Raw genomic sequence first — 26,126 nt, 5'->3', positions numbered from 1 at the left:
TGCCGGTGCTCATACCGCTCGTACCGGTGCTCGATCGGATGCCCGGTCGTCCGAGCAGAAGGAGCGTCGAGGGGCGTCATGACCAAAGACACGCACGTCCCCGCATCCATCACCAGCGCCGACGTGGCCCGCCTCGCCGGGGTGTCACGTGCCACGGTCTCCTTCGTCCTGAACGACACCCAGGGCCACCGGGTGAGCGCCGGCACCCGTGCCCGGGTGCTCGACGCGGCCAAGCAGCTCGGCTACGTACCGCACGCGGCCGCCCGGTCCCTGCGCGCCGGCCGCAGCAACCTCGTCCTGATGCCCTCGTCGATCTCCGCGATCGGCCGCCTCGTCAGCGACTGGGTCGACGATCTGCACAGCGAGCTCGACCGCTTCGGCTACACGGCCGTTCTGCACGCCGGCCGGTTCGCCGACCCCCTCGACGCCGCCCGGGCCTGGGCCGAACTGCGCCCGGCGGCCGTCGTCGCCCTGGACGGCGACCGCTTCACCGCCCGGGCGGCCGAGGTACTGGCCCGCGCGGGGGTGCGCGGCCTGCTGGCCTTCGCGTCCCACCCCGTCGAGGGGGTGCACACCGTCGGCTTCGACCACACCCGGATCGGTGCCACCGCGGCCGAGCACCTCATCGCGCGCGGCCGGACCCGGATCGGCGTGGTGATGCCCCAGGAACGCGGCCTCGGGACCTTCGCCGAACCCCGCCTCGCGGGCGCCGAGTCGGTGGCGGCCCGGCACCCGGCCACCGTCACCCCGGTGGAACTGTCCTACACCCGGGAGTCCGCGGGCGAGCTCGCCCGGCGCTGGCGAAGCCTCGGCCTGGACGCCGCCTTCACCTACAACGACGAGTACGCCGCCCTGCTGCTGCACGCGCTGCAGGCCGAGGGCATCACCGTGCCGGACGAGGTCGCCCTGGTCGGCTGTGACGACCTCGTCCTCTCGACTCTCCAGCAGCCCGCGCTCACCACGGTCCGGCTGGACATGCCGTCCCCCGCGCAGATCGCGGACGCGGTGCACGAGCTGATCGAGACCGGCACGGCGGCGCCGGTACCGGCCGTGAAGCCGGTCCTGGTCCACCGCCTGACCTCCTGACCTCCTGTCCTGCTGCCCCTGGCCTCCTGGCCTCCTGGCCTCCTGGCTTCCTGACTTGCTGGTCCGCCGGCCTCCGTCAGTCCTCGACGGCCTGGTAGAGGGTGGTCCAGAAGTCGTGCGCGAGCCGCGAGGAGTCCGGAGTGGACATCCCGACCTGGGTGAGCAGGATCCCGGTGAGCCGATGCTCCGGGTCGGCGTAGGCGGTGGTGCCGGTACCGCCGTCCCAGCCGAACTGGCCGACGGGCGCGTAGCCGCTGCGGTGGGTGCGCACCGCCATTCCGAAGCCCCAGCCGCCGTGCAGTCCCTGTCCGACCGTCATGGGGGCGATGTTCCCGTACATCCGGTCCCGGGCGGCCCGCTGTTCGGACGTGAGGCGGTCGGTGGTCATCAGCTCGACGGCGGCCCGGGACAGGATCCGTTCGCCGTCGTGCACGCCGTGGTTCAGCAGCATCCGGAAGTAGGCGTGGTAATCGTCGACGGTGGAGACCAGCCCGCCGCCGGCGCCCTGGAACGCCGGGGGCCGGGCGGCTCTTCCACCGGCGGCCTCGTCCCAGACGAGGAACTCTCCGGTCCGCGGATCGGGCCCGTACAGCGGCGGCAGCCGGTCGATCCTGTCGGCGGGCACGTGGAAGCCGGTGTCCTTCATCCCCAGCGGATCGAGGACGCGTTCGCGCAGGAACGTCTCCAACGGCCGGCCCGTGACCCTGGTGACCAGCACACCGACCACCTCGTTGCTGAGGTCTTACTGCCAGCGCTCGCCGGGCTGGTACGACAGCGGCAGCTCGCCGAGGCGGCGCATCCATTCGTCCGGCCCGGGCGCCGGCCCGGACGCCACGCTGTAGTCGGTCCGCGCGAAGGTCGCGGCCCGGATCGGGGAGTCCATCAGGTCGAAGTCCATTCCGAGCCCGAACGTGGAGGTCAGCAGATCCCGTACGGTGATCGGCCGACGGGCCGCAACGGTGTCTTCCAGAGGGCCGTCGGGCCGCTTCAGCACCCGCCGGTCGGCGAGTTCGGGCAACCACGGGTCCACCGGGTCGTCCAGCCGCAGTCGGCACTCGTCGAGCAGGACCATCGCCGCGGCCATGGTCACCGGTTTCGACGTGGACGCCATCCGGAAGATCGTGTCCCGGCGCATCGCCGGGCCGCCGTCGTGGCGCATCGTCCCGACCGCTTCGACGAACGTCCGGTCGCCGTGGCCGACCAGGGCGACGAGCCCGGGGATCCGCCCGGACTCGACGTGCCGTGTCAGCACCTCGCGCAGTCTGCGCTGTGCGGTTCCGGACAGGCCGCTGTCGCTCGTTCGCCTCATGATTCCCCTTGTTCACGGTGTCGACGACCCCTTCGAGGTGGCCGTGCGTCGACCTTCGGCCCTGACCCAGGGTCAAGGTCAACGCCCATCGCGGACATGGACCGATGCGAGTTACGCTCGCCCGGTGATCGCTTCGGTGATCGCTTCGGTGATCGCCCGGGATCCCATGAGCAGGAGGTGCGTGGAACCGATGGCGGACGGGCTCACGATCGGTCGGGCGGCCGCGTTCGCCGGCGTCACGATCAAGACCGTGCGGCACTACCACCGGCTCGGCCTGGTCGCCGAGCCGGAGCGGGACGGCTCCGGCTATCGGCGCTACCGCTCGGCCGACCTGCTCCGGCTGGTCCAGGTCCGGACCCTGGCCTCGGCCGGCGTGCCGCTGGTCGAGACGGTCGAGCTGCTCGACGCCGATCCGGAGAGGTTCGCCGCCGCCCTGGACGACGTACGCAGCCGACTCACCGAACGGATCGAGGACCTGACCGCCCGTCGGGACACGCTGCACCGGCTCACCGACGGCGATCGCGCGCTGCTGCCCGACCGGGCCTGCGCGGCCCTGGACCGACTGGCCGATCTCGGCTTCGGTCCCGACTACGTGGCCGCGCAACGAGAAGCCCTGGTGCTGGCCCGGGCGCTGCTCCCGGAGGTCTTCGACAGCTTCCTGACCCGGCTCCACCACTCGCTCGACGACCCGGAGTACGTCGAGCTGACCAAGCGCGGCGCGGACGCGGCGTCCTGGGATCCCGACGACCCGCGGATCGAGGAGCTGGCATCCCTGCTGACCGGCAGGCTACTGGCCGACCGGGCGCTCCTGGCGATGCCGACCGGGTCCCGCGGCCGGTCCGACACCGCCTCCCGGTACGGACTGGTCAACCACCACCGCGAGGACCGGGCGCCGGCCATCGCCCGGCTGAACGCACTGGTCGAGGCGAACCTGCGGGCGGCCGGCATCGACGTCCCCTACCAGTGACGGCGCCCGGGCGCGGTCCGGCCGGGGTGCGTGCCGGACGGCCCGCCCGTTCGCTCAGGCGGTACCCGCGCCCGCGGCCGCCCCCCGGCGGTCGTGGGCGCGGGTACGTTCCCGGGCGAGCGCGGGACCGAACAGCCACCACGCCAGCAGTCCCGCCCCGGCGCCCGCGGCGGCCCCGGCCACCGTGTCGCTGAGCCAGTGCGCGTGCAGCCAGGTACGGCTCCACATCATGGCCAGAGTGAAGACCGCGCCCCCGATCCACCACGCCCGCCGGCGGGCGGCCGGCACCAGCAGGGCCCCGAGGACGACGACCAGGAGCGCCGCCGTGGCGGCGTGGCCGGACGGGAACGAACCGTGGTCGACGCGGACCAGCGGGTCGGCCGGGCGCGGCCGGTCCACCAGGTGCTTGAGGCCCTGGACGACCAGCATGTTGCCGCCGAGGGCGGCCGCGAGCAGGAAGCCGGCCGAGACCCAGCGCCTGCGGACGAGCAGCAGGATCAGCAGGGAGAGCGGGAGGAGGGACCCGACCGGGCCGCCGAACAGGTCGAGGGCGGTGGCGGCGGCCCGGTAAGGCCCTTCGTGGGGGCCGCCCATCCATATCAGCCACCGGTCGTCCAGCCCCTGGAAGGGCGGATGCGCGGCGTCGGCGCGGACGACGAGGGCCGGCAGGACGGCGGTCCCCAGGAGCAGGAGGCCGGCGGCGAGGGCGCCGCGGGCGCGCGGCGCCCCGGCCCCGGCGCGTCGGCCGGTGCCGGGGGACCGGTGCGGTCCGCGGGGTCTGCCGTGCGGGGTGGCGGTGGTCGGGTTGCCGGACATGGCTGCCTCTCGTGACCGCGGCGGGGGCCCGCGGCCGGGTGTGCTGTGGAGGGAACGCGGGGGCGCGGCCGCGGCCGCGCCCCCGCTGCGTGACCGGGGTGGTCCGGGACCGGCGTCGTCAGGCTTCCGCACCGAGGTGCCGGGCCAGGAAGGCCACGCCCCCCGCGACGATGTCGGGGATGGCGGAGGAGCCGAGGAAGATGTGGTCGGCGCCCTCGACGGGTTGCAGGGTGACCTCGCCCCCGGCGCCCTCGAGGGCCGTGGCGAGGGCCTCGCTCTGGCTGTACGGGACCAGGCCGTCGTGCGTGCCGTGCACGAGCAGGAACGGCGGCGGATTCGAGCCCTCCGCGTACGTCACCGGGCTCGCGGCCCGCGCCAGGTCCGGCCGCTCGGCGACGGTGGCACCGAGCAGGGCCTCGTAGGGATCGGGGAACTCCGTACCGGGCATCGCCGGCATGGGGTGCTCGGACAGGCTGACGAGGTCGGCCACGCCGTACCAGTCGACGACGGCGAGGACCCCGGTCCCGCCGGAGCCGACGCCCTCCGCGCCCTCCAGCGCCGCGCCCTGCGGGCTGCCGGGGCCGACGAGGCCGGCCAGGGCGGCCAGATGACCGCCTGCCGACTCGCCCCAGACGCCGATCCGGTCCGGGTCGATGCCGAGGTCACCGGCGAACGCGCGGACGTAGCGGATCGCGGCCTTCACATCGTGCAGCTGGGCCGGGAAGGGTGCTTCGAGGCTGTGCCGGTAGTCGATGGAGACGAGTGCGAGACCGGCCGCCAGTACCGCCCCGTGCAGCAGCTCGGCGGGGACGGTGGGCGGCGGGTAGCGGCGGTCGCCGTCCAGCCAGCCGCCGCCGTGGATCCAGACGACCGCCGGGAACGGGCCCTCGCCGGTGGGCACCTGGACGTCGAGCAGCCGGGGGCGGTAGCCGGGCGTGGTCGCGTAGGTGATCCCGTCGAAGCGGCGGACGCCGTCCGCGCCCGTCACGGGCGGTACGGGGGACCGGTACGGCGGCGGTGGCCAGGTCATGTCGGCGATGTCGATCCCGGCGGGAGGGGATTGCGTCATTGCGGCCCTTTCGGTGTTCGGAGGTGTCCCGGTGTCCCGGTGTCCCGGCGTGCTCGTGTGCTCGTGTCCCGGACTTCCGGGTCGAGCGGTGGCTCGGTGGCCCGTCGGCGCTGCGGCCTGTCGGACAGACGCTGGTTTCGCGCCGTTTGTCCGGAATGCTTGCGCGAGCCATCGGGGGAGGCGTAGCGTGTTACACGTGTAATCAAGGACTCTAGCGACGCGTTTCTGCTGCCCACAAGCCCAGAGGCGATCCGAATTCGGGATCGGTTACACGAGCTACTGCAGTGGCGCCGCCGCCTTCCCCTCCGGGAGCGCTCCATGCTCACCAATGCCGACCCCTCCGCGAGTCCCGCGGTCAGGAGCTTCGTCCACTGGGTCTCCGATCCGGTCGCCGCGAGCGTTCCGCGGGTCAGGTCCCGGGTGCGCGCCACCCTCGACGCCTGGCGGCTCCCCGGTGACGTGGTGGACGCCCTGCTGGTGGTCGTCAGTGAACTCGTCGGGAACGTCGTGCGGCACGCGGGCGGCGCCGGGCGGATGAGGGTCGCCGTCGCGGAGGGCGGCGGCTGGCTCCGGCTCGAGGTCGCCGACCGGGGCTCCGGGCTGCCGCGGCTCCCCGCGCCCCGCGCGGAGGCCGATCCGGACTCCGAGGGTGGGCGCGGGCTGCTGATGGTCCACCTGCTGGCGATCGAGCTGGGGGGTGAACTCTCCGTCGTGGCGCGCGAGTCCGGCAAGTCCGTCCGGGTCCGCGTCCCCGCTCCCCGGAGTGCGGCACCGTACCCGGAGGGTCCGGAGGGTCCGGAAGGGGCCTCGAAGGGTTCCCGCGGCCACCGGATATCGCGAGATATTGACGGGCGCCAAATATTCGACATACGGTGCAGCCGTCTCCCCGCTGCTCCCTGATCGAGGTGCCGCCCCATGGAGCTCTCCCCTTCCGCGTACGCCGATTCCTTCTGTCGCGATCGGCTTCCGGCTTTCCCCCTCTGGCCCGAACTCCACTTCGAACTACCGGAGTTGAAGTACCCGGACCGCCTCAACTGCGCCCAGCGCCTGCTCGACGACGCCGTCGAACGGCACGGCCCCGACCGCCCCTGTCTGCTCACCCCGACCGAGCGCTGGACCTACGGCGAACTCCAGCACCGCGCCAACCAGGTCGCCCAGGTCCTCACCGAGGACTTCGGCCTCCGGCCCGGCAACCGCGTCCTGCTGCGCGGCCCCAACAACCCCTGGCTCGTCGCCGCCTGGTTCGGCGTCCTGAAGGCCGGCGGGGTCGCCGTCACCACCATGCCGCTGCTGCGCGCCGCGGAGCTCGCCGAGCTCACCGACATCAGCCGGCCCTCCCTCGCCCTGTGCGACCACCGCTACACCGACGAGCTCGACCCGGGCCGCCGCCCCGGTCCGCCGGTCCTGCCGGTCCTCACCTACGGGGGCCTCGGGCCGGAGGACCTGGCCGCGCGCTGCGCCGCCAAGGACGGCCGGTTCACCACCGTGGTCACGGCCGCGGACGACGTGGCGCTGATCGCCTTCACCTCCGGTACCACCGGCCGCCCGAAGGCGACCCTGCACTTCCACCGCGACGTCCTGGCCAACGCCGACACGTTCTCCCGGCACGTCCTCAAGCCCCGCCCGGACGACGTCTTCACCGGCTCACCGCCGCTCGCCTTCACCTTCGGGCTCGGCGGGCTGGTCGTCTTCCCCCTCCACGCCGGGGCCGCGACCCTGCTGATCGAGCAGGCGGCTCCGCTGCAGCTGGCCGACCTCGTCGCGGAGCACGGTGTGACCGTGCTGTTCACCGCGCCCACGGCCTACCGCGCGATCATGGAGGCGGGGGCGGTGGACCGGCTGGCCGGGCTGCGCCGCTGCGTGTCCGCCGGCGAACCGCTGCCGGCCGCGGTGTGGCACGAGTTCCACGCCGCCACCGGCCTGCGCATCATCGACGGCATCGGCGCCACCGAGATGCTGCACGTCTTCATCTCCGCGGCCGACGAGGACATCCGGCCCGGCTCCACCGGCCGCCCCGTCCCGGGCTACCGCGCCGCCGTGGTCGACGAGAACGGCGACCCCGTTCCCGACGGGCAGCCCGGCCTGCTCGCGGTCACCGGTCCCACCGGTTGCCGCTACCTGGACGACCCGCGCCAGGCCTCGTACGTCAGGAACGGCTGGAACATCACCGGCGACACCTACATCCGCGACGCGGAGGGCTACTTCTGGTACGTCGCCCGCAGCGACGACATGATCGTCTCCTCCGGCTACAACATCGCGGGCCCCGAGGTCGAGAAGGCCCTCGTCACCCACCCGTACGTCGAGGACTGCGCGGTCGTCGGGGCCCCGGACGCCCGGCGCGGCATGCTCGTGAAGGCGTACGTCGTCCTGGCGGCCGGCGTCCCCGCCGACGGGGCGACCGTCCGCGAGCTCCAGACCCACGTCAAGGAGACCATCGCCCCGTACAAGTACCCGCGCGCCGTCGAGTTCGTCGCCGCGCTCCCGCGCACCGGCACCGGCAAGCTCCGGCGCGGTGAACTGCGCGAACGCGCCCGAACCGAAGCCGCCCCCGGCTCCGCTGCCACCCCCGCGCCCGCGTCCCTGCCCGCGCCCGCCCCGGCGCCCGCCGGGCCGGCCGGCGTCGTCGTCGAACGCCGCGTCGAGTGGACCGACACCGACGCCGCCGGCCACTACCACCACTCCACCGTCGTGCGCTGGGTCGAGGCGGCCGAGGCCGTCCTGCTCCACCGCCTGGGCCTCTCGCACCTGTTCGGCAGCACGCCCCGGGTCCATTTCGAGGCCGACTACCGGGCCCGCCTCTGGTTCGGGGACGCCGTGCGCACCGAGCTCAAGGTCACCAAGGTCGGCACGGCCTCCCTGCACTACGCCTTCACGGTACGGGGCGCGCAGGGCGGCGAGGCGGCAAGGGGCCGCATGGTCATCGCCCACTCGGCCGCCCACGCCACCGGGTCGACACCCTGGCCCGCCGAGGTACGGGACCTGCTCGGCACGGCGGGACCGCAGCAACCGGAACTACTCACCACCGCACCATCAGCAGGAGGCACGCCGTGCGCGTCGCAGTCATAGGAGGAGGGCCCGGCGGACTGTACTTCGCGGCCCTCACCAAGCAGCTCTCCCCGCACTGGGAGGTCACCGTCTGGGAACGCAACGCCCCCGACGACACCTTCGGCTTCGGGGTCGTCTTCTCCGACGAGACGCTCGACGGCATCGCCGGGGCCGACCACGAGATCTACGAGGCGATGTCGGCCGAGTTCGCCCGCTGGGCCGACATCGACGTCCGCCACCGGGGGAGCACCCTCACCTCGGGCGGCCACGGCTTCGCCGCCCTCGGCCGGCAGCACCTCCTGCGGATCCTCCAGCAGCGTTGCGCCGACCTGGACGTGGACGTCCGCTACCGCACCCAGTCCCCGCCCGCGGCCGAACTCGCCGCCGCGTACGACCTGGTGGTGGCGTGCGACGGCGTCCGGTCGGCCACCCGCGCCGCCTACGCCGACACCTTCGCCCCCGACCTCGACGAGCGCTCCGGCCGCTACATGTGGCTCGGCACGGACAAGGTCTTCGAGGCCTTCACCTTCATCGTCGACGAGCAGGACTTCGGCACCCTCCAGGTGCACGCCTACCCCTACGACGCCACCCGCTCCACCTTCATCGTGGAGATGGCGGAGGACGCGTGGCGGCGCGCCGGCTTCGAGGAGTTCGCCGACCGCGACCATCCGCCCGGCACCAGCGACGAGGACAGCATCCGGCGCTGCGAGGAACTCCTCGCGGCCCACCTCGACGGCCACCGCCTGATCCCCAACAACTCCAAGTGGCTGCGCTTCACCACGGTCCGCAACAGGACCTGGCGGCACGAGAACGTCGTCCTGCTCGGCGACGCCGCCCACACCGCGCACTTCTCCATCGGCTCCGGCACCAAGCTCGCCATGGAGGACGCCCTCGTGCTCGCGGCCAGCCTGCACGAGCACCCCGACGTGCCGACCGCCCTCGCCGCCTACGAGCAGGAGCGCAGGCCTGTCGTGGAATCCACCCAGCGCGCCGCCCAGGCCAGCCTGGAGTGGTTCGAGCACATCGACCGGTACACCGGCCAGGACCCGCACCAGTTCGCCTTCAACCTCCTCACCCGCAGCCGCCGCGTCACCTACGACAACCTGCGCGTGCGCGACGAGGGCTTCACCACGGCGGTCAACCGCTCCTCCGCCGTGCCGCCGATGTTCCGCCCCTACCCGCTGGGCGGCCTGCTGCTGCGCAACCGGGTCGTCGTACCGCCCACCGCCCTGCACACCGCGCGCGACGGGATCCCCGGCGACTTCGACCTCGTCCACCTCAGCACGCAGGCCATCGGCGGCGCCGGGCTGGTCCTCGCGGGAATGACGGCCGTCAGCGCCGACGGCCGGGCCACCCCCGGCTGCCCCGGCCTGTGGAACGACGAACAGGAGGCGGCCTGGCGGCGTCTCACCGACTTCGTCCACGGCCAGAGCGACACCTGCCTCGGCATCCAGCTCACCCACGCCGGACGCCGCGCGGCCGCCCACGGCGGCGGGCAGCCGGTCGCCGCCTCGGCACTGCCCTGGGACGAGCGCGGCCCGGTGCCGCGCGAGGCCGACCGGGCCGACATGGACGCGCTCGTACGGGACTTCACGGCCGCGGCCCGCCGGGCCGACCGGGCGGGCTTCGACGCGCTGGAACTGCAGTACGGGCACGGGCACCTGCTGTCGGGTTTCCTTTCCCCGCTGACCAACCTGCGCACCGACGAGTACGGCGGCGATCTGGACGGGAGGCTGCGGCTCCCCCTCGAAGTGCTGCGCGCCGTCAGGGAGGTGTGGCCCGCCGGCAAGGCGCTCCTCGTGCGGATCTCCGCCGCGGACTGGGCCGAGGGCGGCACCACCGAGGCCGACGCCGTGCGGATCGCGGGCGCGCTCGCCGAGGCGGGCGCCGACGCCATCGACGTCTCCACCGGCGAGGTCGTCGCCCACGAGGAGCCCCGCTACGGCCGCAGCTACCAGACCCCGTACGCCGACCTCATCCGCAACGCCACCGGGGTCCCCACCATCGCCGTCGGCGCGATCTCCACGTACGACGACGTGAACTCGATCATCCTGGCCGGCCGGGCGGACCTGTGCGGCGTCGGCCGCGCCCAGCTGCACGACCCGCTGTGGACCCTGCACGCCGCGGCCGCCCAGGGCTACCAGGGACCGGCCGCGCCCTGGGCCCGCGCCTGGCGGGCGGGCAGCGGGCGGCCCCCGGCGGCACGCACCGACCGGATCCCGCCGCGCCTCGAACTCCTGCGCCGGCCCGCCGGGTCCGTCCACCGCCGCTGGCTGCCCCGAGCGGCCGTTCCCGCCCACCGATGAGCCCGGAGGTACCCACGCCCATGGACAGGGACCACCTGCCCCGCTTCACGGCCGCGGCCGTCCAGGCCGCGCCCGTCTACCTCGACCCCGCAGCCACCGTCGACAAGGCCGTCGCCCTGATCGCCGAGGCCGCGGCGGGCGGCGCCGAACTCGTCGTCTTCCCGGAGGTGTTCGTCCCCGGATACCCCTACTGGAACTGGACGATGAACCCGGTCCAGGGCTCCCCCTGGTTCGAGCGGCTCCGCCGCGCCTCCGTCGACATCCCCGGCCCGCACGTCGACACCCTGCGCGCGGCGGCCCGCCGGCACGGCGTCGTCCTCGTCATCGGGGTCAACGAGCGGGCCGCGCACAGCCTCGGCGTCCTCCACAACACCCTGCTCACCATCGGGCCCGACGGCGAACTGCTCGGCGTGCACCGCAAACTGGTGCCGACCTGGGCCGAGAAGCTCACCTGGACCGGCGGCGACGGCAGCTCGCTGGTCGTCCACGACACCCCGGTCGGCCCCCTCGGCGCACTGGCCTGCGGCGAGAACACCAACACCCTCGCCCGCTTCGCCCTCCTCGCCCAGGGCGAACTCGTGCACGCCTCCTGCTACATCGCCCTGCCCGTCGCCCCCGCCGACTACGACATGGCCGACGCGATCGCCGTCCGTACGGCCGCCCACAGCTTCGAGGGCAAGGTCTTCTCCGTCGTCGCCTGCTCCACCGTCTCCCCGGAGATCGTGGACGCCGTCGCCGGGGACGACGAGGAGCTGCGGAAGCAGTTCACCCGCCCGCGCAGCGCCCTGTCCGGGATCTTCGGCCCCGACGGCCGCCCGGTCACCGAGCCCCTCGTGGACGACGAGGGCATCGTCTACGGCGAGATCGACCTCGCCCGGTGCGTCGGGCCCAAGCAGATGCACGACATCGTCGGCCACTACAACCGCTTCGACGTCTTCCGCCTCGAAGTGGACAACCGCCCCAGGCCGCCGGTCGCCTTCACCGCGCCCACCGGGGCGCCCATCGCTCCCGCAGCTCCCGCAGCTCCCGCCGCTTCCGAGGAGGACGTATGACCATCGAGCAGGACGACACCATGCTCGGCCGCGCCCGGGTGTCCGACACCCCCGAGCTCACCGCGTACTACGAGGAGCTCGGCGCCCTCGACGCGGGCGCCCTGTGGACCGTCGCCAACGACATCGAACCTTGGTACCCGCAGCCCCGGTCCGTGCCCGTGCTGTGGCGCTACGCGGACCTGCGCCCCCTGGTCCACAAGGCCCTCGGCCTCGTCAAGGGCGACGACGCCGGCCGCCGGGTCGTCATGCTCGTCAACCCGGGCCGCAAGGAGGTCAGCGCCGCCGCCGGGCTCCTCTACACCGGGCTCCAGATCATGGGCCCCGGCGAGGCCATGACCGCCCACCGCCACCAGGCCGCGGCCCTGCGCTTCGTCCACGAGGGGACCGGGGCCTGGACGATCGTCGACGGCCAGAAGCTGAAGGTCGGCCCCCGCGACTTCGCCATCACCCCCAACGGCACCTGGCACGAGCACGGCAACGACGCCGAGGACGCTCCCGTCATCTGGCAGGACGGACTGGACATCCCCCTGGTCAACGCCCTGGACGCCGGGTTCTACGAGGTCCACCCCGAGCTGTACCAGGCTCCCGGAAAGGTCATCAACTCCTCGGTGCTGACCTACGCGGCGAACCTGCTGCCCTACGGCGTGCAGAAGTGGACCCGGCCCTACTCGCCGCTGCTCGCCTACCCCTGGGAGCCCACCTACGAGGCCCTGCGGGGTCTCGCGAAGGCGACCGAGGGCTCCCCGTACGACGGGGTCATCGCCGAGTACACCAACCCGGTGACGGGCGGCCCGGTCATGCCCACCATGGGCGCCCACATGCAGCTGCTGCGCCCCGGCCAGGCCACCCTCGCCCACCGCCACACCGGCTCGGTGATCTACACGGCGGCCAAGGGCCACGGCGTCTCGGTGATCGCCGGACAGCGCTTCGAGTGGAAGCAGGGCGACATCTTCTGCGTCCCGTCCTGGGCCTGGCACGAGCACCACAACCTCGACCCGGCCGAGGACGCCTGCCTCTTCTCCTTCAACGACTTCCCCGTCATGCGCTCCCTCGGCTTCCACCGGGAAGAGGCGTACGCCGACAACGGCGGTCACCAGCCCGCCACCTGAACCGACCCGACCCATCCCCGCGCACCCTCCCCTCATACGCAAGGAGCCCCCATGCGGCTGGTCAGCTACACCCTCGACGAAGACGCTGACGTGCGACTCGGCGCGCAGGTCGACGACCTCGTCGTCGACCTCACCACCCTGGCCCGGCGGGCCGGTACGGAACTGCCCCCGGACCTGCTGTCGTTCATCCGGGCCGGCGCCGCCGCCCAGGAGAGCGCGCGCGGACTGCTGGCCGCGGGACCCGGGGCCTGGCCGGCCGAAGCCGTGCACCGGACCGAGGCGGTGTCCCTGCGGGCCCCCCTGCGTCCGGGCAAGATCATCGGCGTCGGTCTCAACTACATCGAGCACGTCGAGGAGTCCAGCCGCAGCCTCGACACCGACAAGGACCTGCCGTCGCGCCCCGTCCTCTTCGGCAAGCCCGCCACCGCCGTCACCGGCCCCGGACAGCCGATCCTGCACAACGCCGACCTGACCACCCAGCTGGACTGGGAGTGCGAACTGGCCGTCGTCATCGGCCGCCCCGCCTTCCGGGTGAGCGAGGCGGACGCGTACGACCACGTCTTCGGCTTCAGCATCCTCAACGACATCAGCGCCCGCGACCAGCGCCGCTCCGGCCAGTGGTTCTTCTCCAAGGGCCAGGACTCCTACGCCCCCTTCGGCCCGGTGGTCGTCACCCGCGACGCGATCCCCGACCCGATGGCCCTCGACCTCTCGCTGCGCGTCAACGGCGTCACCAAGCAGAAGTCGAACACCCGGCACATGCTCTTCCCCATCGCCCGACTCATCGCCGACATCAGCTCCGGCATGACCCTGGAGCCCGGCGACGTCATCGCGACGGGCTCACCGTCCGGCGTCGGCGCCGGCATGGTCCCGCCCGAGTTCCTGCGCCCCGGTGACACCGTCGAAGCCACGGTCGAAGGCATCGGCACCCTGACCAACCCCGTCATCGACGCCCGCTGACCCGCCCGGCCCACAAGGAGTACCCGTGTCACCCCGCACCTACCGCATCGGCCAGATCGTGCCGAGCTCCAACGTCACCATGGAGACGGAGGTCCCGGCCGTCCTCCGGGCCCGCGAGGCCGTCGTACCCGACGAGCGCTTCACCTTCCACTCCAGCCGGATGCGCATGACCCACGTGACCCCGGAACAGCTGAAGGCCATGGACGCCGACTCCGACCGCTGCGCCGTGGAACTCTCCGACGCCAGGGTCGACGTACTGGGCTACGCCTGCCTGGTGGCCATCATGAGCACGGGCCTCGGCTACCACCGCACCTCCGAGCAGCGCCTGCACGCCCGGACCGCCGAGAACGGCGCGCCCGCGCCCGTCGTCACCAGCGCCGGGGCCCTCGTCCACGGGCTGCACACCATCGGCGCCCGGAAGATCGTGCTGCTGGCCCCCTACATGCGCCCGCTCACACGGACCGTCGTGGACTACCTGACGTACGAGGGCATCGAGGTCCTCGACCACCAGGCCCTGGAAATCCCCGACAACCTCGACGTCGCCGCCCACGACCCGGCCCGGCTGCCGGGCCTCGCCCGGGCCCTGGAGTACGCCGACGCCGACGCGGTCGTGCTCTCGGCGTGCGTGCAGATGCCCTCGCTCGGCGCCATCGAGGAGGCCGAGCAGCTCCTGGGCAAGCCGGTGGTGTCCGCGGCGGTCTGCACGGCCCACCAGATGCTCCGGTCCCTGGACCTGGACGCGGTGGCACCGGGGGCGGGTCACCTGCTGTCGGGCGCGTACGCGCGGGCCCCGCTGCCGGCGGCCTGAGCCCCGCGGGGCGGCGGGGGAGCAGGGGCGGCTGGCGGCGCCGAGCGCGCGGCCCCGGCCCCGGTTTCCCCGGACCGGCACGGCCCGCGCCGGGGGCGCCCCCCTGGTCCGGCGCTCCCGGATCCCGCCGGGCACGCGGCGCCCGGCGCCGCGCCCGGGTACGTCCAGTACGCGGGCGCGGACGTTCCTCGGTCCTGCGATGCCTCCCTTCGGCCCTGACGGGCCCGGGGAGGCCCATGGCATCGGACGCCGCCACCGGTCCCGACGGTTCGGGTGACCGTGCGTCAGGTCCGGGCATCCGCCCCCGGGAGGATGATCGTGACCCCGCGCCCCGCCGCCGTGCCCATCGCGGCCAGCGCCGCCGGGGCCGCCTCGAGCGGGATCGTCGAGGTGACCAGCAGGTCCGGCCGCAGCACCCCGCCGCGGACCATCTCCATCATCGGCGGATAGGCGTGCGCCGCCATGCCGTGGCTCCCGAGGACCTCCAGCTCCCAGCCGATCACCCGGTCCATCGGCAGGGCCGCCGCGCCGGCCGCCGCCGGCAGGAGTCCCACCTGTACGTGCCGCCCGCGCCGGCGCAGCCCGGACACCGAGGCCGCCGCCGTCGCCGGTGATCCCAGCGCGTCGAGGGACAGGTGCGCGCCCCCGCCGGTCGCCTCCCGGACGGCCCGCGCCGTATCGGCGCCGTCCCGGGCGTCCACGCAGTGCACGGCGCCGAACTTCCGCGCCAGCTCCAGCGCCCCCGGTGCCGTGTCCACGGCGACCACCCGGGCCCCGGCCGCCGCCGCGATCATCACGGCGGAGAGCCCCACCCCACCGCAGCCGTGCACGGCCACCCATTCGCCCGCCGCCACCCGGCCCCGCGCCACCACCGCCCGGAACGCCGTCGCGAAGCGGCAGCCGAGGCCGGCCGCCGTCGCGTACGAGAGTTCCTCCGGCACGGCCACCAGGTTCACGTCGGCGTGGTCCAGGGCCACGTACTCGGCGAAGGAACCCCAGTGCGTGAACCCGGGCTGCGTCTGCCGCGCGCACACCTGGTGGTCACCGGCCGCGCAGTCCGCGCAGCTGCCGCAGGCGCACACGAACGGCGCCGTGACGCGGTCGCCGACCCGCCAGTTCACGACGCCGGTCCCCACGGCCTCGACCACACCGGCGAGTTCGTGCCCGGGGACGTGCGGCAGCACGATGTCCGGGTCGTGTCCCATCCAGCCGTGCCAGTCGCTGCGGCACAGCCCGGTGGCCTCCACCCGCACCAGGACCCCGCCCGCCGGCGGAGCCGGCTCCGCCACCTCCCGTACCTCGGCCCGCTCGCCGTACCGCTCGAAGACCACCGCTCGCATGGATCCCGCCCTCCGCTCGACCGACCGGCAGGCTATCGGGCCTCACGGCGCGCCCTCCCCGGCCCGGGCCAGTGCCAGGACGCCCGCGCAGATCAGGGCGATGCCCAGCAGCTGGGGGAGCAGCCACCAGCCCGACCGCAGGTGCTCCTCGTACAGCACCACGCCCAGCGCGATGCTGATGCTCGCGTCGCCGAGGGTCAGCGCGGGCTGCGAGGCGACCAGCGGGCCGCCCTGCATGGCGTGTTCCAGCAGGAGCAGGGCGCAGATGCCGCTCGCCCCGAAGGCGTACGTCTCCCAGGTCGTCAGGAAGGCGGCGAAGCCGTCGTCGTCGAGGACGTGCACCGCTGACTTCATCAGCGCGGCGGTGAGCGCGTAGCAGACGGCGGTGGCGGCGCCGAGGCAGCCGGCCCGGGCGCGGCCGGGCGGCAGGCGCAGGCCGGCCACGGCCAGGGCGGCCACGACGACCGCGCACGCCGACAGGGCCACCACCCAGCGCTCGGGCGGCACGTGCGTCCGGTTGCCCATGGGCGAGGCGGCCACGAGCGCGACCCCGAGCCCCGCCACCACCCCCGCCACGGCCAGCCATTTCGCCCGCGGCAGCCGCTGCCGCGTCATCAGCGAGGCGATCAGCAGGGCGAGCGGCAGCTCCAGCACGAACAGCGGCTGTACGAGCGCCAGCGCACCGGTGGCCAGCGCGAGGGCCTGCCCGGCCCCCGCCGCGATCACGGCGAGGATGCCGCCGATCCACAGCGGGCGCCGCAGCAGATCGAGGACCAGGCCGGGGCGGAAGCCGTCGCTCTGCGGCACGGTGAGCGCGGCGCGCCGCTGGAGCACGGTGGCGAGCGCGTTGCTGAACGCCGCGAACAGCGCGAAGAGGACCGGCAGGACGACGCCCATGCCCCGATCCTCACGGCGCCCGCCGCCCCTCCGGGCCACGACACCGGGCCACGGCCGTCATGCCCCGCGCAATCCCCCGTCCGGACCTGCCCCTGGGCCGTCCAGGCCCCTCAAACACGCCCCGCGGCCCGGCGCAGGGTCAGTGCCGCGAGGGCCTCCGGGGCGCCGGCCTGGCCCCGGACCCCGGGGAAGGCGTTGACGTCCACGATCAGTGGTGTTCCGCCGCCGGTGTCGATGATGTCCACGCCGTAGACGTCCAGTGCGAACACCGCGCCAGCCTCGCGCACCAGATCGGCCCAGCCGGACGGAAGTTCCGCCAGGGGCAGGGGACGGGTGGGGCCGCGGCCCCCGGGGGACAGCTCGGACCGGCGCAGGGCCGAGAAGACCTGGTCCCCTATGGCCCACAGCTTGTGGTCCCAGCCGCTGTTGGGCGCGTACTCCTGCACCACGACCGGCTCGTGCGGCCGGTCCCGCGCCAACTCCCGCAGGCGTGCCACGTCGTCGACGCGGGCGACGAGGTCGCCCCGGCGGCTGTACCGGCTCTTGACCACCACGGGGGCGTCGAGCCGGGCCCCGGCCGCCCACGCCCCGAAGGAGTCGTGCGTACGGGTCGCGGCGAAGGGCAGTCCGGCCCGCAGGGCGAGCTCGGCCATCTTCGTCCGGTCCTGGCACAGGGCGGTGGCCGAGGCGGAGTTCACCACGACGGCCCCGCGCCGTGTCAGGTAGCGCGCGAGACCCAGTGCGTTCGGTGTCCGCGACTTCAGCAGGTACACCTCGGCGAGCGGCAGCGGTACGGCCCCGACGGTTTCCGGGTCGAGGGTCTCGACCTCGTGGTCCGGGGCCAGCAGGGCCGTGGTGTCCGCGAGCAGCGGATGCCCGGGCTCCGGGGTGATCAGACCGATCTTCACGCGCCGTCGCCCCCCACGGCCGAGACCTGCGCCGGAATCGACAGCGGTCGCGGGTACGGCAGCGCCACCGGTGCCGGCGTCGGCGGTTGCGCGGAGCCGCCCGCCCGCGCCAGGTCCAGGACCGCCCGGGCCACCCGCGCGGCGGCGTCCGGCACCTGACGGAAGCTCGGGAAGTCGTTCACGTCCACGACCACCGGCCCGTCCGGGCCCAGCAGCACGTCCACGCCGTACAGGTCCAGCCCGTAGACGGCACCCACCTGGGCGGCGATCGCCGCCACCTCGGCCGACAGCGGCACGCGGCGCTCCCGTACCGAGGGGTCCGGGTGCAGCGGCGAGCACCGCTCGGTCGCGAACAGCTCCCCGCCGACCGCGTACACCTTGATGTCCGTGCCCGAGTTGGGGACGTACGGCTGGGCGATGAGCAGGCCCTCGCCCGCGAGTACGGGCAGCAGCGACTCCAGTCGCTCCGGCGAGGACACCAGGTGCACGGCCCGCCCCGAACTGCCGTCGGCGGGCTTGACGACGAGCGGGTACTCCGCGGCCGGGACCTCCCTGAGCAGCTCGGGGCGGGCCACGGCGTACGTCGGCGGCAGCGGGAGCCCCCGGCCCCGCCCGAGGGCGGCGGCCAGTGCCTTGTCCCGTACGCCCCGGATCGACCGGGCGTCGTTGACGGTGGTCGTCCCGGCCGCGGCGGCCGCTTCGAGCAGCGTCAGACCCGGGCCGCCCGAAACCGTCTTGAGGACCCACGCGTCGTGCGCGCCCGCGTCCACCACCTCGGTCATGCGCAGGAGCGAGCCGCCCGGCCGCACGACGTCCACGCGGTGCCCCCACGCGGTCAGCTGCCGGATCACCTCGTTCGGCATGCCGTCGTGGCGGTAGTGCTCCTCCACCAGGAAGCAGAGCCTCATGGACCTTCCCCATATTCCCCGGACGTCCGCCGATACGTCCGGCGAGTCGTGACGTCACAGGATGTCATGGACCGCAATGTGATGATCGGTCCGGCTGTGGGCTTCCTTGTTACGCTGCCCGCTCCGGATCGACGGGGGAGGGGTCGGGGCATGGACGACCGGTGGACAGAGGTGCTGCACGGGCTCGTGGGGAACACGGCCGCACCGGCGGACGTGCTGATCCGGCTGCTCGGCCTCGAAGACGAGTGGCTGCGATGGGTGGTTCCGCGCCGGATCGACCTCCCGCCGGAGGTGGTCGACGCGATCCTCGTGCACCCGGACCGCCGGGTGCGGACGGCCTTGGCGGAGAACGCCGACGCCGACCCCGGCCTGCGCGCCCGGCTGCTCGACGATCCCGACCCGCGCGTCGTCCTCGCGCTCGCCATGGGCCCCACCCCGTACCGGCGGCGGGCGGAACCCCTGCCCGACCACGCGTACGAACGGTTGCTGACCCACCCGCGCAGCCTCGTGCGCTACGAACTGATCCTGTCGGGCGCGACACCCGGCCACGTCCTGGCGCCCCTCGCCGACCACGAGGACCCCGTGTTCCGCCGGGCGTCCTGCCGTGCCTGGGACCTGCTCGCGCGGCAGACCCGCGAACGGCTCCTGCGCGACGAGGACCCCGGTGTCCGCCGGGAAGCCGCCCTGCGCGTCTGCCACGAGGACGAGGAGGCGACCACCCGGCTGGTCGAGGAGGCGGGTGACTCGTGGGAGGCGGCCGACATCCTGGCGAGGGGGCGGCTCGCGCCCGAACTCGCCGAACGCCTCGTCGCGCGGGGCCGGTGGCTCGTGGAGCTCGCCGCCAACCCCGGCCTCCCGCCCGGCCTGGTGGCACGCCTCGCCGTCGACCCCGACCCGCGCGTGCGGCTCCAGGTCTCGGCCCGGCCCGAACTCGGCGAGGCCGAGCGCGCCGCCATCGACCACACCGTGGACGCCGAGGCCCGGCTGGGCACGCTCGACTGGGTGTGGGAGCGGCGCGAGGACGCCGATTTCCTGCGGCGGTGCGCCCGGTCCGCGCACACCTGGCTGCGCCGCAGCGCGGCGGTGTGCCCCGGGCTGCCCGCCGACGCCGTCGAACTGCTCGCGGCGGACGAGGACTTCGCCGTGCGGCTGCTGCTCGCCGAGTTCCACCCGGAACCGCCCCCCGAGCTGCTCCTCGACCTCTACCTGAACGGCACCCACCGGGCCGTGGCCATGCTCATCACCCGGCCGGGCTTCCCCGCCGCCGGGCTCGCCGCCCGCTTCGGCGACTCACCGGACCCCCGGCGCCGGCTGCTGGCCCTGCGCGACCCCGGCCTGGAACCGGAACTCCTCGACCGCCTCAGCCGGGACCCCGATACGCGGGGCTCCGCCGGCCGGGACCCCCGGCTCCCGGTGGCCCGGATCCGCGAGCTGCTCGCCGACCCGGAAACCGCCCCCGCCGCGGCTGCCAATCCCGCGCTCCCGCCCGAGGACATGCGCCGGCTGCTGGACCGGGCGGAGGTGCCGGAAATCCGGATGAATGATCGGACAATCGGCTGCTAGGTTGATCAAGTGCCGAAGCTGAATCAGATCATCGCAGTGGAAAAGGGCGTCAAGTCCAAGTCCCTCCAGGAGCTCACCCAGGCTCACCACGACGTCCAGAAGCCCGCCCTGCTGGCCGGAATCTCCCGGACCTACCAGCCCAAGGACGAGGAGGGCGAGCAGCTGCCGCCCGAATCCACCCGGGTGCAGATCAAGGCCGAGGACGTGCTGCGGGCGACGGCGGGCACGCTGACGCGGCTGTTCGACGTGACGGCCACCAAGGACTGGGCCAACCGCACCGCGGCCGCCGATGTCGTCGTGGACGGGACGGTCCTGCTGGCGCAGGTGCCCGTGCCCTACCTGCTCTTCCTGGAGAAGCAGCTCACCGACATGCACACCTTCGTGCGGAAGCTGCCAGTACTGGACGCCTCCGAATCCTGGAACCTGGACCCGTCCACGGACTCCTGGAAGACGGACCCGGTGCGCACCATCCGTACCAAGAAGGTGCCGCGCAACCACGTCAAGGCCGAGGCAACCGAGAAGCACCCGGCGCAGGTCGAGGTGTACTACGAGGACGTTCCGGTCGGTTACTGGACGACCGTGAAGTTCTCCGGTGCCCTCCCTGCCCGGCGGGTCAACGAACTGATCGACCGCGTGGAGAAGCTCCAGCAGGCCGTCAAGTTCGCCCGCGAGGAGGCCAACAGCGCCGAGGTCACCGACCAGAGGGTCGGGGACGCGGTCTTCGGCTACCTGTTCAGGTAGCCCACAGAACCCCTCCCGTATGTCTGCGGGAGGTGCGCGAGAGCGCAAGCTGAAACTGATGTTGAAGCTGAACGAGGGTGTCAGTTGGGGGTTCGAATCCCTCCCCCGGCATTTCGAGCCGGGGTGGCCCAAGCTGGTAGAGGCGGCCCTTCAATCTCAGATTATCGCTCCAGTCTCAGTATTCGCCGCCGAACACCGGATCGACCGAGCGTGGACGATCATCGATGGATGGGGGTTCAAGTCCCCCCTGCGCCTCTCCTCGTGGCGCGGTAGTTCAAAGGCAGAACACGTCGATCTAAGAATGATCCGCGACTCTTAAACGTGCCGGTGTGCGCAATTGGGTGGCAAACAGGAGCCCGGGAGCTGGATATGCTCCCGGGCTCCGTCACGTTCCGGCCCGAGCCCCGGGCCGCGTTCCGGCCCGTGCTCCGACCCGTGCTCCGGTCAGACCGGCACCGGTACGGACACGAACGTCCGGCCCGACTCGTTCTCGACCAGGACCGCCTTGACGTCCGCCGGGTCCACGGCCGCCGAACCCTCCAGCGCCGCGCCCTTGCCCTCGCCGTTCTCCTGGCCGCCCACGACCCAGCTTCCGGCAGTGGTGCGCGTACCGTTCTTGGAGACCACGATCAGCCTGCACCGCTCGCCCGGGGGCACTCCCGTGACCGCGGCGCGCACCCGCACCCACTTCGTGGCGGGCGTCATCTGCAGGGTCATCCGCGCGCCCGAGACCTGATCGGTCGCCGAGAGCGTCTTGGTCCCGGCGGGCGGCGGCGAAGGGTTCGCCGTGGCCGTCGGGGACGGCGGCGCCGGCAGCGCGACGGCATCCGGATCGCCCGTACCCAGCTGGGTGCCGGCCCAGAACACGGCGGCCAGCGAGGCGGCCACCGCCAGGCCCGCGAGTCCCGCGCGCCGGCGCGACTCACCGGCCCGCTCACCGCGCATCTGCCGCAGGGTGCGCTGGAGCATCAGGTCACCGCCCTGCGGCGGTCCGTCGAGGAACGCCTCGTCGGGCACCTCGCCCAGAGCCGCCTCCATCTCGCGCAACGCGGCCACCTCCTCCCGGCACTGCACGCATCCGCTCGTGTGTTCCTCGACCCGGCGGATCTCCTCGGTGTCCAGGACGCCGAGTACGTAGGGGCCGAGCAGTTCCTCCTCGTGCCTCTGCCGGTTCATGCCACCACCTCACGCAGTCCGGCGGGCTGCTGGGGCGGCCTGCCCGATCGCTTTCCTTCTCGGGAACCGATGTCCCTGAATCCGTCGCTCTTGAAGACGTCGCGCAGCGCCTTGAGGGCGTAGTGCGAGCGAGACTTGACCGTACCGGCCGGGATGCCGAGGCTGTCGGCCGCCTCCGCGACGCTGAGCTGTCGGTAGTACAACTCCTTCAGGACGTCCCGGTGTTCCGGCGACAGCTGGTCGAGGGCCCCCAGGACCGTCATGCTGTCCACCACGGAATCGGCGTGGTCGGCCTCCACCGGGGGAGCGGACGACGCCCCGGACACCTCGGGCGGCCGGGCGGCCTTGGCCCGGTAGCGGTCGGTGATGATGTTGCGGGCCACCGTGAGCAGCCAGCCGCGCACCGATCCCTTTCCGTTGACCAGCACCTCGGAGTGGCGCCAGGCCCGGATCAGCGTCTCCTGTACGACGTCCTCGGCGGCGGCCCGGTCTCCGGTCAGCCGGGTGGCGTACGCGAGCAGGGCGTGACCGTGCTCCTCGTACACCGACTTGATCAGTGCCTCATCGGTCGAGCCCCGCCGAGTTCGGGGCCACAGTGGTCCGGCCATCTCACCCTCTCCGTCTTCCTCGCATATGTGGTGCGGTCGGAACACGCCACCGGGACGGATTCGGTTCACGTGACCTGCGTCACTCAGGTCCGGCAGTCGCGGCCCTCGTTGAGGCAGCCGACGACCCCGGCCATCTGCCGGTCGGTCATCGCGTTCACGAACATCGCGTGATCGGTCTTCGGACTGTGCCGCTGCTCGGGGAAGGAGTCGAGGGCCACGTTCAGCCCCGGGGGGATCTCGTAGGCGAGGGAGACGCGCAGTTCCGGCACCGGGAACGTGTCCTTCGGGCAGACGCCGTTCGCGGCGGCGAATCGAAGGTGTGAGCGGTGCGTGACGCCGATGGTGTCGAGGCCGTTCCAGCAGCTCGGGAAGACCAGGGTGCGGGTGACGCGCTCGCCCGCGGGGCAGCGTGGATAGCGGGTGGTGGCCCGGTCCGGGGAGCCCGAACACCCCCAGCGGGCCCGGACGTCGGCCTCGCTGCCCGCCGTGTACGCGACGGCGTCACCGGTCATCGCGCGCAGGAAGCGCGGCATCGGCACCACCTTGCTCACGGGGTTTCCGCGGAACTCCACGCGGACCGAGGTCTCCGGGACGATCTCGCCGACGTTTCCGTGCCCCGCCGAATCCTCGTGCGGGCGGGTGCCGGGGCGGTCGGGGCGGCGCAGGACGGGCCAGTAGTAGGTGGACCGGTCGCCGCCCGCACAGCTCGTGGCGGCCGCGTCCAGCGAGGCCTCCGTCGACAGCGCGCCGGTGGAGAGGTTCCCCACGTAGGCGTGCGTGTGATGGGCGCCGCCCACCAGCCCGGGCGACACCACGAGGTTGTCCTCGTTGTAGTGACGCTGCTCGTTGCGGCCGCAATCCACCACCATCGACCCGGCGGATCCCTCGGCCCCGGCTGCGGGAGCGGCCGCCGGGAGGCGCGGGACATCGCGTATGTCCACGTAGTCGGACGCGACCGGTCGCCCGTCCGCCGCCCCGGCGCGCGGACCGGCCGCCCGCGACGCCCCCAGTACGGCTGCGATCAGCCCGCCGCCCAGGACCAGGCAGAGGGCGAGAGTGAGCAGCCGGTGTTCGTTCCCCATGGCGGCCACGTTTGCCGGTGGCGCCCCTGCCGTCAACCGGTCATCCGCATGACGGGCGCGGTGCCGTCGTTCGTACGTTCCGCTGCGGGGGCCAGTGATTCAATATGACGGATAGTCTGGCTCCGTGAACGCGGGCGAGGGGGCCGAGGGCATGGGCGTGGATCCGGACGACGAGAACTGGGGCGCCACGCGCTCCTGGGTGGAGAAGGGGCTGCCCGCGGCGGAACGCATCGAGCAGGTCGTACGCCTGCGGGGCGGCTGGACCTCGCAGATGCGGCGCCTGGACCTCAGCGGCCCCGACGGCCGCCGCTCGCTCGTCCTGCGGTCCTTCGTCAAGCCCTTCTACGTCCGGCACGCGGAGGGCCTGCTGACCCGTGAAGCGGCGATCCTCCGCCTGCTCGGTGACACGGACGTGCCCGCGGCCGCGCTGGTGGCGGTGGACGCGCCGGCGCAGCACTGCGACCACCCCTCCCTGCTGATGTCCCTGCTGCCGGGAACCGTGCGCCTGGAGGACCGGAACGCCGACGGCCGCGCCGAACTGCTGGCCCGCCAGCTGGTGCGCATCCACCAGCTGCCGATCGCCGCGCACCAGCGGCCCCGTACCTATCAGGCCTGGGCGTCTCCCGAGCGGGTGACGCCGCCCGCGGCCACCGGGCGGCCCGGGCTCTGGCGGCGGGCGGTCGACGTCATCCGCCGGGATCCGCCGGAGTACCGGGGCCGCTTCCTGCACCGGGACTTCCACCCCGGGAACGTCCTGTTCACCGGCACGGACGGAGACCTCCGGATCAGCGGCGTCGTCGACTGGGTGGAAACCTCATGGGGACCCGCCGACCTGGACGTGGCGCACTGCTCGACGGCCCTCGCCCTGCTGCACGGGGTTCCCGCGGGGATGGGCTTCGCGGACCGCTACGCCGCCGCGGGAGGAACCCTGGCCGAGGACCGCGCCGCCCACCTCTACTGGCGCCTCCTGGACGCCCTGGGCTTCGCTCCGGACGCCGAGAAGGTCGCCGTGCCCTGGCGCGAACTGGGCCGCACCGACCTGACGGCCCGTGTCCTGACGCAGCGACTGGAGGACTACATCGACGCCCTCTTCGAGAGGTATGCCTGAACCCTCACGTCCCGGCCTGCCTTCGCCGATGCCGGCCGGGACGCGACGGGCACTCAGCCGAGGGCGTCGGCCCGGAGCAGCTCGGTGACGACGGACTCCGCTTGCCCCGGGTTCTGCTCCAGCCAGTCACCGAGGTGCTCCCGCACGGCCTCCGCGACACAGGCGCGCACCGGGGCGTTGTCCAGTTCTCCGTGGGTGGCGCCGACGAACTCGGGGTGGTCCAGCTTGACCGACACGACCGCCGTCAGGCCCTCGCCGATGCGGTCGGCGCCGAGGCCGGGCTCCGCCGCCGTCAGCAACCCCCGCGCCCGCGCGTACGCGTCGAGCGCGGCCACCACCCCCTCGCGCAGGCCCGCCTCGTGGGTGCCGCCGTAGGGGGTGGCCGTGCTGTTGACGAAGCTCCGGATCCGCTCCTGGCGGGAGCGGCACCACTGCAGGGCCACCTCCATCGTCCCCGCCATCCGCGGGTCCTCCTGCTCGAAGCCGATGACGTCCGCGTGCACGGGCGTACCCGCCTGCGCCCGGAGGGTCGCGACGAAGTCCCGCACCCCGCCCAGGAACCGGAACCGCGCCGTTTGAGGGCCGCCGGGAGGGCGTTCGTCGGTCAGCGAGATGTCCAGGCCCCGGTTGAGGAAGGCCAGCTCCCTGAAGCGCTCCGCCAGTACGGCGAACGAGCACTCCGTCGTCTCGAAGAGCGTGGCGTCGGGCCGGAAGGTGATGGTGGTCCCGCTTCCCGTCGCCGGACCCGCGGCGGTGGGGGGCGCGATGGCGACGCCGCACGCGTACTCCTGGACCCAGCGGACCCCCTCGCGCCGCACCTCGGCCGTCAGCCGGCTCGACATGGCATTGGTGACGGCGGGCCCCAGACCGAAGAGGGTCAGGGTCACGCCGCGGCGGTGGCCGGGCCTCGCCCATGCCGACAGCTCGGTCAACAGGGCTTCGAGCCCCGGGCCGTCGGTGTCCTCGGCGACTCCGAAGGAGATGCCCGGCCCGTCGTCGGCGACCCGCACGTCGCCGTCGGCCATGAGGGTCACCCCGACCGAGTTCGCGCGGCCCGTCAGGACCCCGTTCACCGCCCGGTCGGCGACCTCGAAGACCAGCTGGTGCAGGCCGCGTTCGTCGAGCGAGCCGATGTACATCCCGGGCCGCTTGCGCACTGCTTCGGGCCACTCCAGCACCTGGATGTGGCTGGCGTCGTACTCGATCGCTTCGTCACTCACGAAGTCCCCCTCCGATGGTGTTCAGGTGATGCCACCAGGCTAGGCGAA

22 protein-coding genes and 2 pseudogenes are annotated in these 26,126 nt (G+C 73.4%); 13 read left to right on the top strand and 11 right to left on the bottom strand.

Annotated features, from left to right (window positions below):
* The first annotated feature begins 78 nt into the window (after positions 1-78).
* The gene (locus ACXNSR_RS04100) at positions 79-1,086 is read left to right on the top strand and encodes a LacI family DNA-binding transcriptional regulator (protein WP_458640766.1); all 1,008 of its coding nucleotides are present in this window, start codon (positions 79-81) and stop codon (positions 1,084-1,086) included.
* 76 nt (positions 1,087-1,162) lie between these two features.
* On the opposite strand, the pseudogene ACXNSR_RS04095 reads toward ACXNSR_RS04100, so the two are convergent.
* Positions 1,163-2,395, bottom strand: a pseudogene (locus ACXNSR_RS04095) (serine hydrolase domain-containing protein).
* Between the two features lie 124 nt (positions 2,396-2,519).
* Between ACXNSR_RS04095 and ACXNSR_RS04090 the strand changes: the two are divergent.
* Positions 2,520-3,362, top strand: coding sequence for a MerR family transcriptional regulator (locus ACXNSR_RS04090; RefSeq protein WP_458640765.1), 843 nt, complete (start codon positions 2,520-2,522; stop codon positions 3,360-3,362).
* Between the two features lie 54 nt (positions 3,363-3,416).
* Here ACXNSR_RS04090 and ACXNSR_RS04085 read toward each other — a convergent pair whose 3' ends face one another.
* Complete coding sequence (locus tag ACXNSR_RS04085; RefSeq protein ID WP_458640764.1) at positions 3,417-4,178, bottom strand: phosphatase PAP2 family protein; 762 nt, start codon at positions 4,176-4,178, stop codon at positions 3,417-3,419.
* A 118-nt stretch (positions 4,179-4,296) separates the two neighbouring features.
* Complete coding sequence (locus tag ACXNSR_RS04080) at positions 4,297-5,247, bottom strand: alpha/beta hydrolase fold domain-containing protein (protein WP_458640763.1); 951 nt, start codon at positions 5,245-5,247, stop codon at positions 4,297-4,299.
* Between the two features lie 318 nt (positions 5,248-5,565).
* Between ACXNSR_RS04080 and ACXNSR_RS04075 the strand changes: the two genes are divergently transcribed.
* The 8 genes and pseudogenes from ACXNSR_RS04075 (at position 5,566) to ACXNSR_RS04040 (ending at position 14,527) form a co-directional block, all read left to right on the top strand.
* On the top strand, positions 5,566-6,147 hold the full coding sequence (locus tag ACXNSR_RS04075) for an ATP-binding protein (RefSeq protein WP_458640762.1): 582 nt from the start codon (positions 5,566-5,568) through the stop codon (positions 6,145-6,147).
* A gap of 15 nt (positions 6,148-6,162) precedes the next feature.
* Positions 6,163-7,803: pseudogene (locus ACXNSR_RS04070) on the top strand (AMP-binding protein); the annotation flags it as partial.
* A 132-nt stretch (positions 7,804-7,935) separates the two neighbouring features.
* Positions 7,936-8,313, top strand: coding sequence for an acyl-CoA thioesterase (locus ACXNSR_RS04065; RefSeq protein WP_458643558.1), 378 nt, complete (start codon positions 7,936-7,938; stop codon positions 8,311-8,313).
* On the top strand, positions 8,295-10,598 hold the full coding sequence (locus tag ACXNSR_RS04060; RefSeq protein ID WP_458640761.1) for an oxidoreductase: 2,304 nt from the start codon (positions 8,295-8,297) through the stop codon (positions 10,596-10,598). Before ACXNSR_RS04065 ends, ACXNSR_RS04060 begins: the two co-directional genes overlap by 19 nt.
* A gap of 20 nt (positions 10,599-10,618) precedes the next feature.
* Complete coding sequence (locus ACXNSR_RS04055; RefSeq protein WP_458640760.1) at positions 10,619-11,650, top strand: carbon-nitrogen hydrolase family protein; 1,032 nt, start codon at positions 10,619-10,621, stop codon at positions 11,648-11,650.
* The gene (locus ACXNSR_RS04050; protein WP_458640759.1) at positions 11,647-12,759 is read left to right on the top strand and encodes a cupin domain-containing protein; all 1,113 of its coding nucleotides are present in this window, start codon (positions 11,647-11,649) and stop codon (positions 12,757-12,759) included. Before ACXNSR_RS04055 ends, ACXNSR_RS04050 begins: the two co-directional genes overlap by 4 nt.
* 51 nt (positions 12,760-12,810) lie before the next feature.
* Positions 12,811-13,719 (top strand): fumarylacetoacetate hydrolase family protein, encoded by a 909-nt coding sequence (locus ACXNSR_RS04045; RefSeq protein ID WP_458640758.1) that lies wholly within the window; start codon positions 12,811-12,813, stop codon positions 13,717-13,719.
* A gap of 79 nt (positions 13,720-13,798) precedes the next feature.
* The gene (locus tag ACXNSR_RS04040) at positions 13,799-14,527 is read left to right on the top strand and encodes a maleate cis-trans isomerase family protein (RefSeq protein WP_458643557.1); all 729 of its coding nucleotides are present in this window, start codon (positions 13,799-13,801) and stop codon (positions 14,525-14,527) included.
* Positions 14,528-14,811: 284 nt separating this feature from the next.
* Here ACXNSR_RS04040 and ACXNSR_RS04035 read toward each other — a convergent pair whose 3' ends face one another.
* From ACXNSR_RS04035 to ACXNSR_RS04020, 4 genes are all read right to left on the bottom strand, one after another.
* Entirely contained in the window at positions 14,812-15,867 is a 1,056-nt protein-coding gene (locus ACXNSR_RS04035) for a zinc-dependent alcohol dehydrogenase family protein (RefSeq protein ID WP_458640757.1), read from the bottom strand.
* A 42-nt stretch (positions 15,868-15,909) separates the two neighbouring features.
* On the bottom strand, positions 15,910-16,764 hold the full coding sequence (locus ACXNSR_RS04030; RefSeq protein ID WP_458640756.1) for a DMT family transporter: 855 nt from the start codon (positions 16,762-16,764) through the stop codon (positions 15,910-15,912).
* 110 nt (positions 16,765-16,874) lie between these two features.
* Positions 16,875-17,672 carry an ATP-grasp domain-containing protein gene (locus tag ACXNSR_RS04025; protein WP_458640755.1) on the bottom strand — a complete coding sequence of 266 codons (798 nt, stop codon included), beginning with the start codon at positions 17,670-17,672 and terminating at the stop codon, positions 16,875-16,877.
* Positions 17,669-18,580 carry an ATP-grasp domain-containing protein gene (locus ACXNSR_RS04020; RefSeq protein ID WP_458640754.1) on the bottom strand — a complete coding sequence of 304 codons (912 nt, stop codon included), beginning with the start codon at positions 18,578-18,580 and terminating at the stop codon, positions 17,669-17,671. The genes ACXNSR_RS04025 and ACXNSR_RS04020 overlap by 4 nt, the downstream gene beginning before the upstream one ends.
* A gap of 150 nt (positions 18,581-18,730) precedes the next feature.
* Here ACXNSR_RS04020 and ACXNSR_RS04015 point away from each other — a divergent pair, with 150 nt between their 5' ends.
* Both ACXNSR_RS04015 and ACXNSR_RS04010 read left to right on the top strand, forming a co-directional pair.
* A complete protein-coding gene (locus ACXNSR_RS04015) occupies positions 18,731-20,143 on the top strand; it encodes a hypothetical protein (protein ID WP_458640753.1) in 1,413 nt (470 codons plus the stop codon).
* A gap of 9 nt (positions 20,144-20,152) precedes the next feature.
* Positions 20,153-20,884: a DUF7873 family protein gene (locus tag ACXNSR_RS04010; protein WP_458640752.1), complete on the top strand. Its 732-nt coding sequence runs from the start codon at positions 20,153-20,155 to the stop codon at positions 20,882-20,884.
* Between the two features lie 444 nt (positions 20,885-21,328).
* On the opposite strand, the gene ACXNSR_RS04005 is transcribed toward ACXNSR_RS04010, so the two are convergent.
* The 3 genes from ACXNSR_RS04005 to ACXNSR_RS03995 all read right to left on the bottom strand — a co-directional run bounded on the left by ACXNSR_RS04005 (position 21,329) and on the right by ACXNSR_RS03995 (position 23,750).
* Positions 21,329-22,060, bottom strand: coding sequence for an anti-sigma factor (locus ACXNSR_RS04005; RefSeq protein WP_458640751.1), 732 nt, complete (start codon positions 22,058-22,060; stop codon positions 21,329-21,331).
* Complete coding sequence (locus tag ACXNSR_RS04000) at positions 22,057-22,668, bottom strand: sigma-70 family RNA polymerase sigma factor (protein WP_030725819.1); 612 nt, start codon at positions 22,666-22,668, stop codon at positions 22,057-22,059. Before ACXNSR_RS04000 ends, ACXNSR_RS04005 begins: the two co-directional genes overlap by 4 nt.
* Positions 22,669-22,751: 83 nt before the next feature.
* Positions 22,752-23,750 (bottom strand): DUF1996 domain-containing protein, encoded by a 999-nt coding sequence (locus ACXNSR_RS03995; RefSeq protein ID WP_458640750.1) that lies wholly within the window; start codon positions 23,748-23,750, stop codon positions 22,752-22,754.
* 151 nt (positions 23,751-23,901) lie between these two features.
* Between ACXNSR_RS03995 and ACXNSR_RS03990 the strand changes: the two genes are divergently transcribed.
* On the top strand, positions 23,902-24,858 hold the full coding sequence (locus tag ACXNSR_RS03990) for a phosphotransferase family protein (protein WP_458643556.1): 957 nt from the start codon (positions 23,902-23,904) through the stop codon (positions 24,856-24,858).
* A gap of 53 nt (positions 24,859-24,911) precedes the next feature.
* On the opposite strand, the gene ACXNSR_RS03985 is transcribed toward ACXNSR_RS03990, so the two are convergent.
* Positions 24,912-26,078, bottom strand: coding sequence for a DNA gyrase subunit B (locus tag ACXNSR_RS03985; protein ID WP_458640749.1), 1,167 nt, complete (start codon positions 26,076-26,078; stop codon positions 24,912-24,914).
* Positions 26,079-26,126 lie beyond the last annotated feature (48 nt).

The sequence above is a fragment of the Streptomyces sp. NC-S4 genome (genome assembly GCF_054353315.1).
The sequence above is the reverse complement of the archived record's forward strand: the minus strand, read 5'-3'. Positions and strand labels throughout refer to the sequence as shown.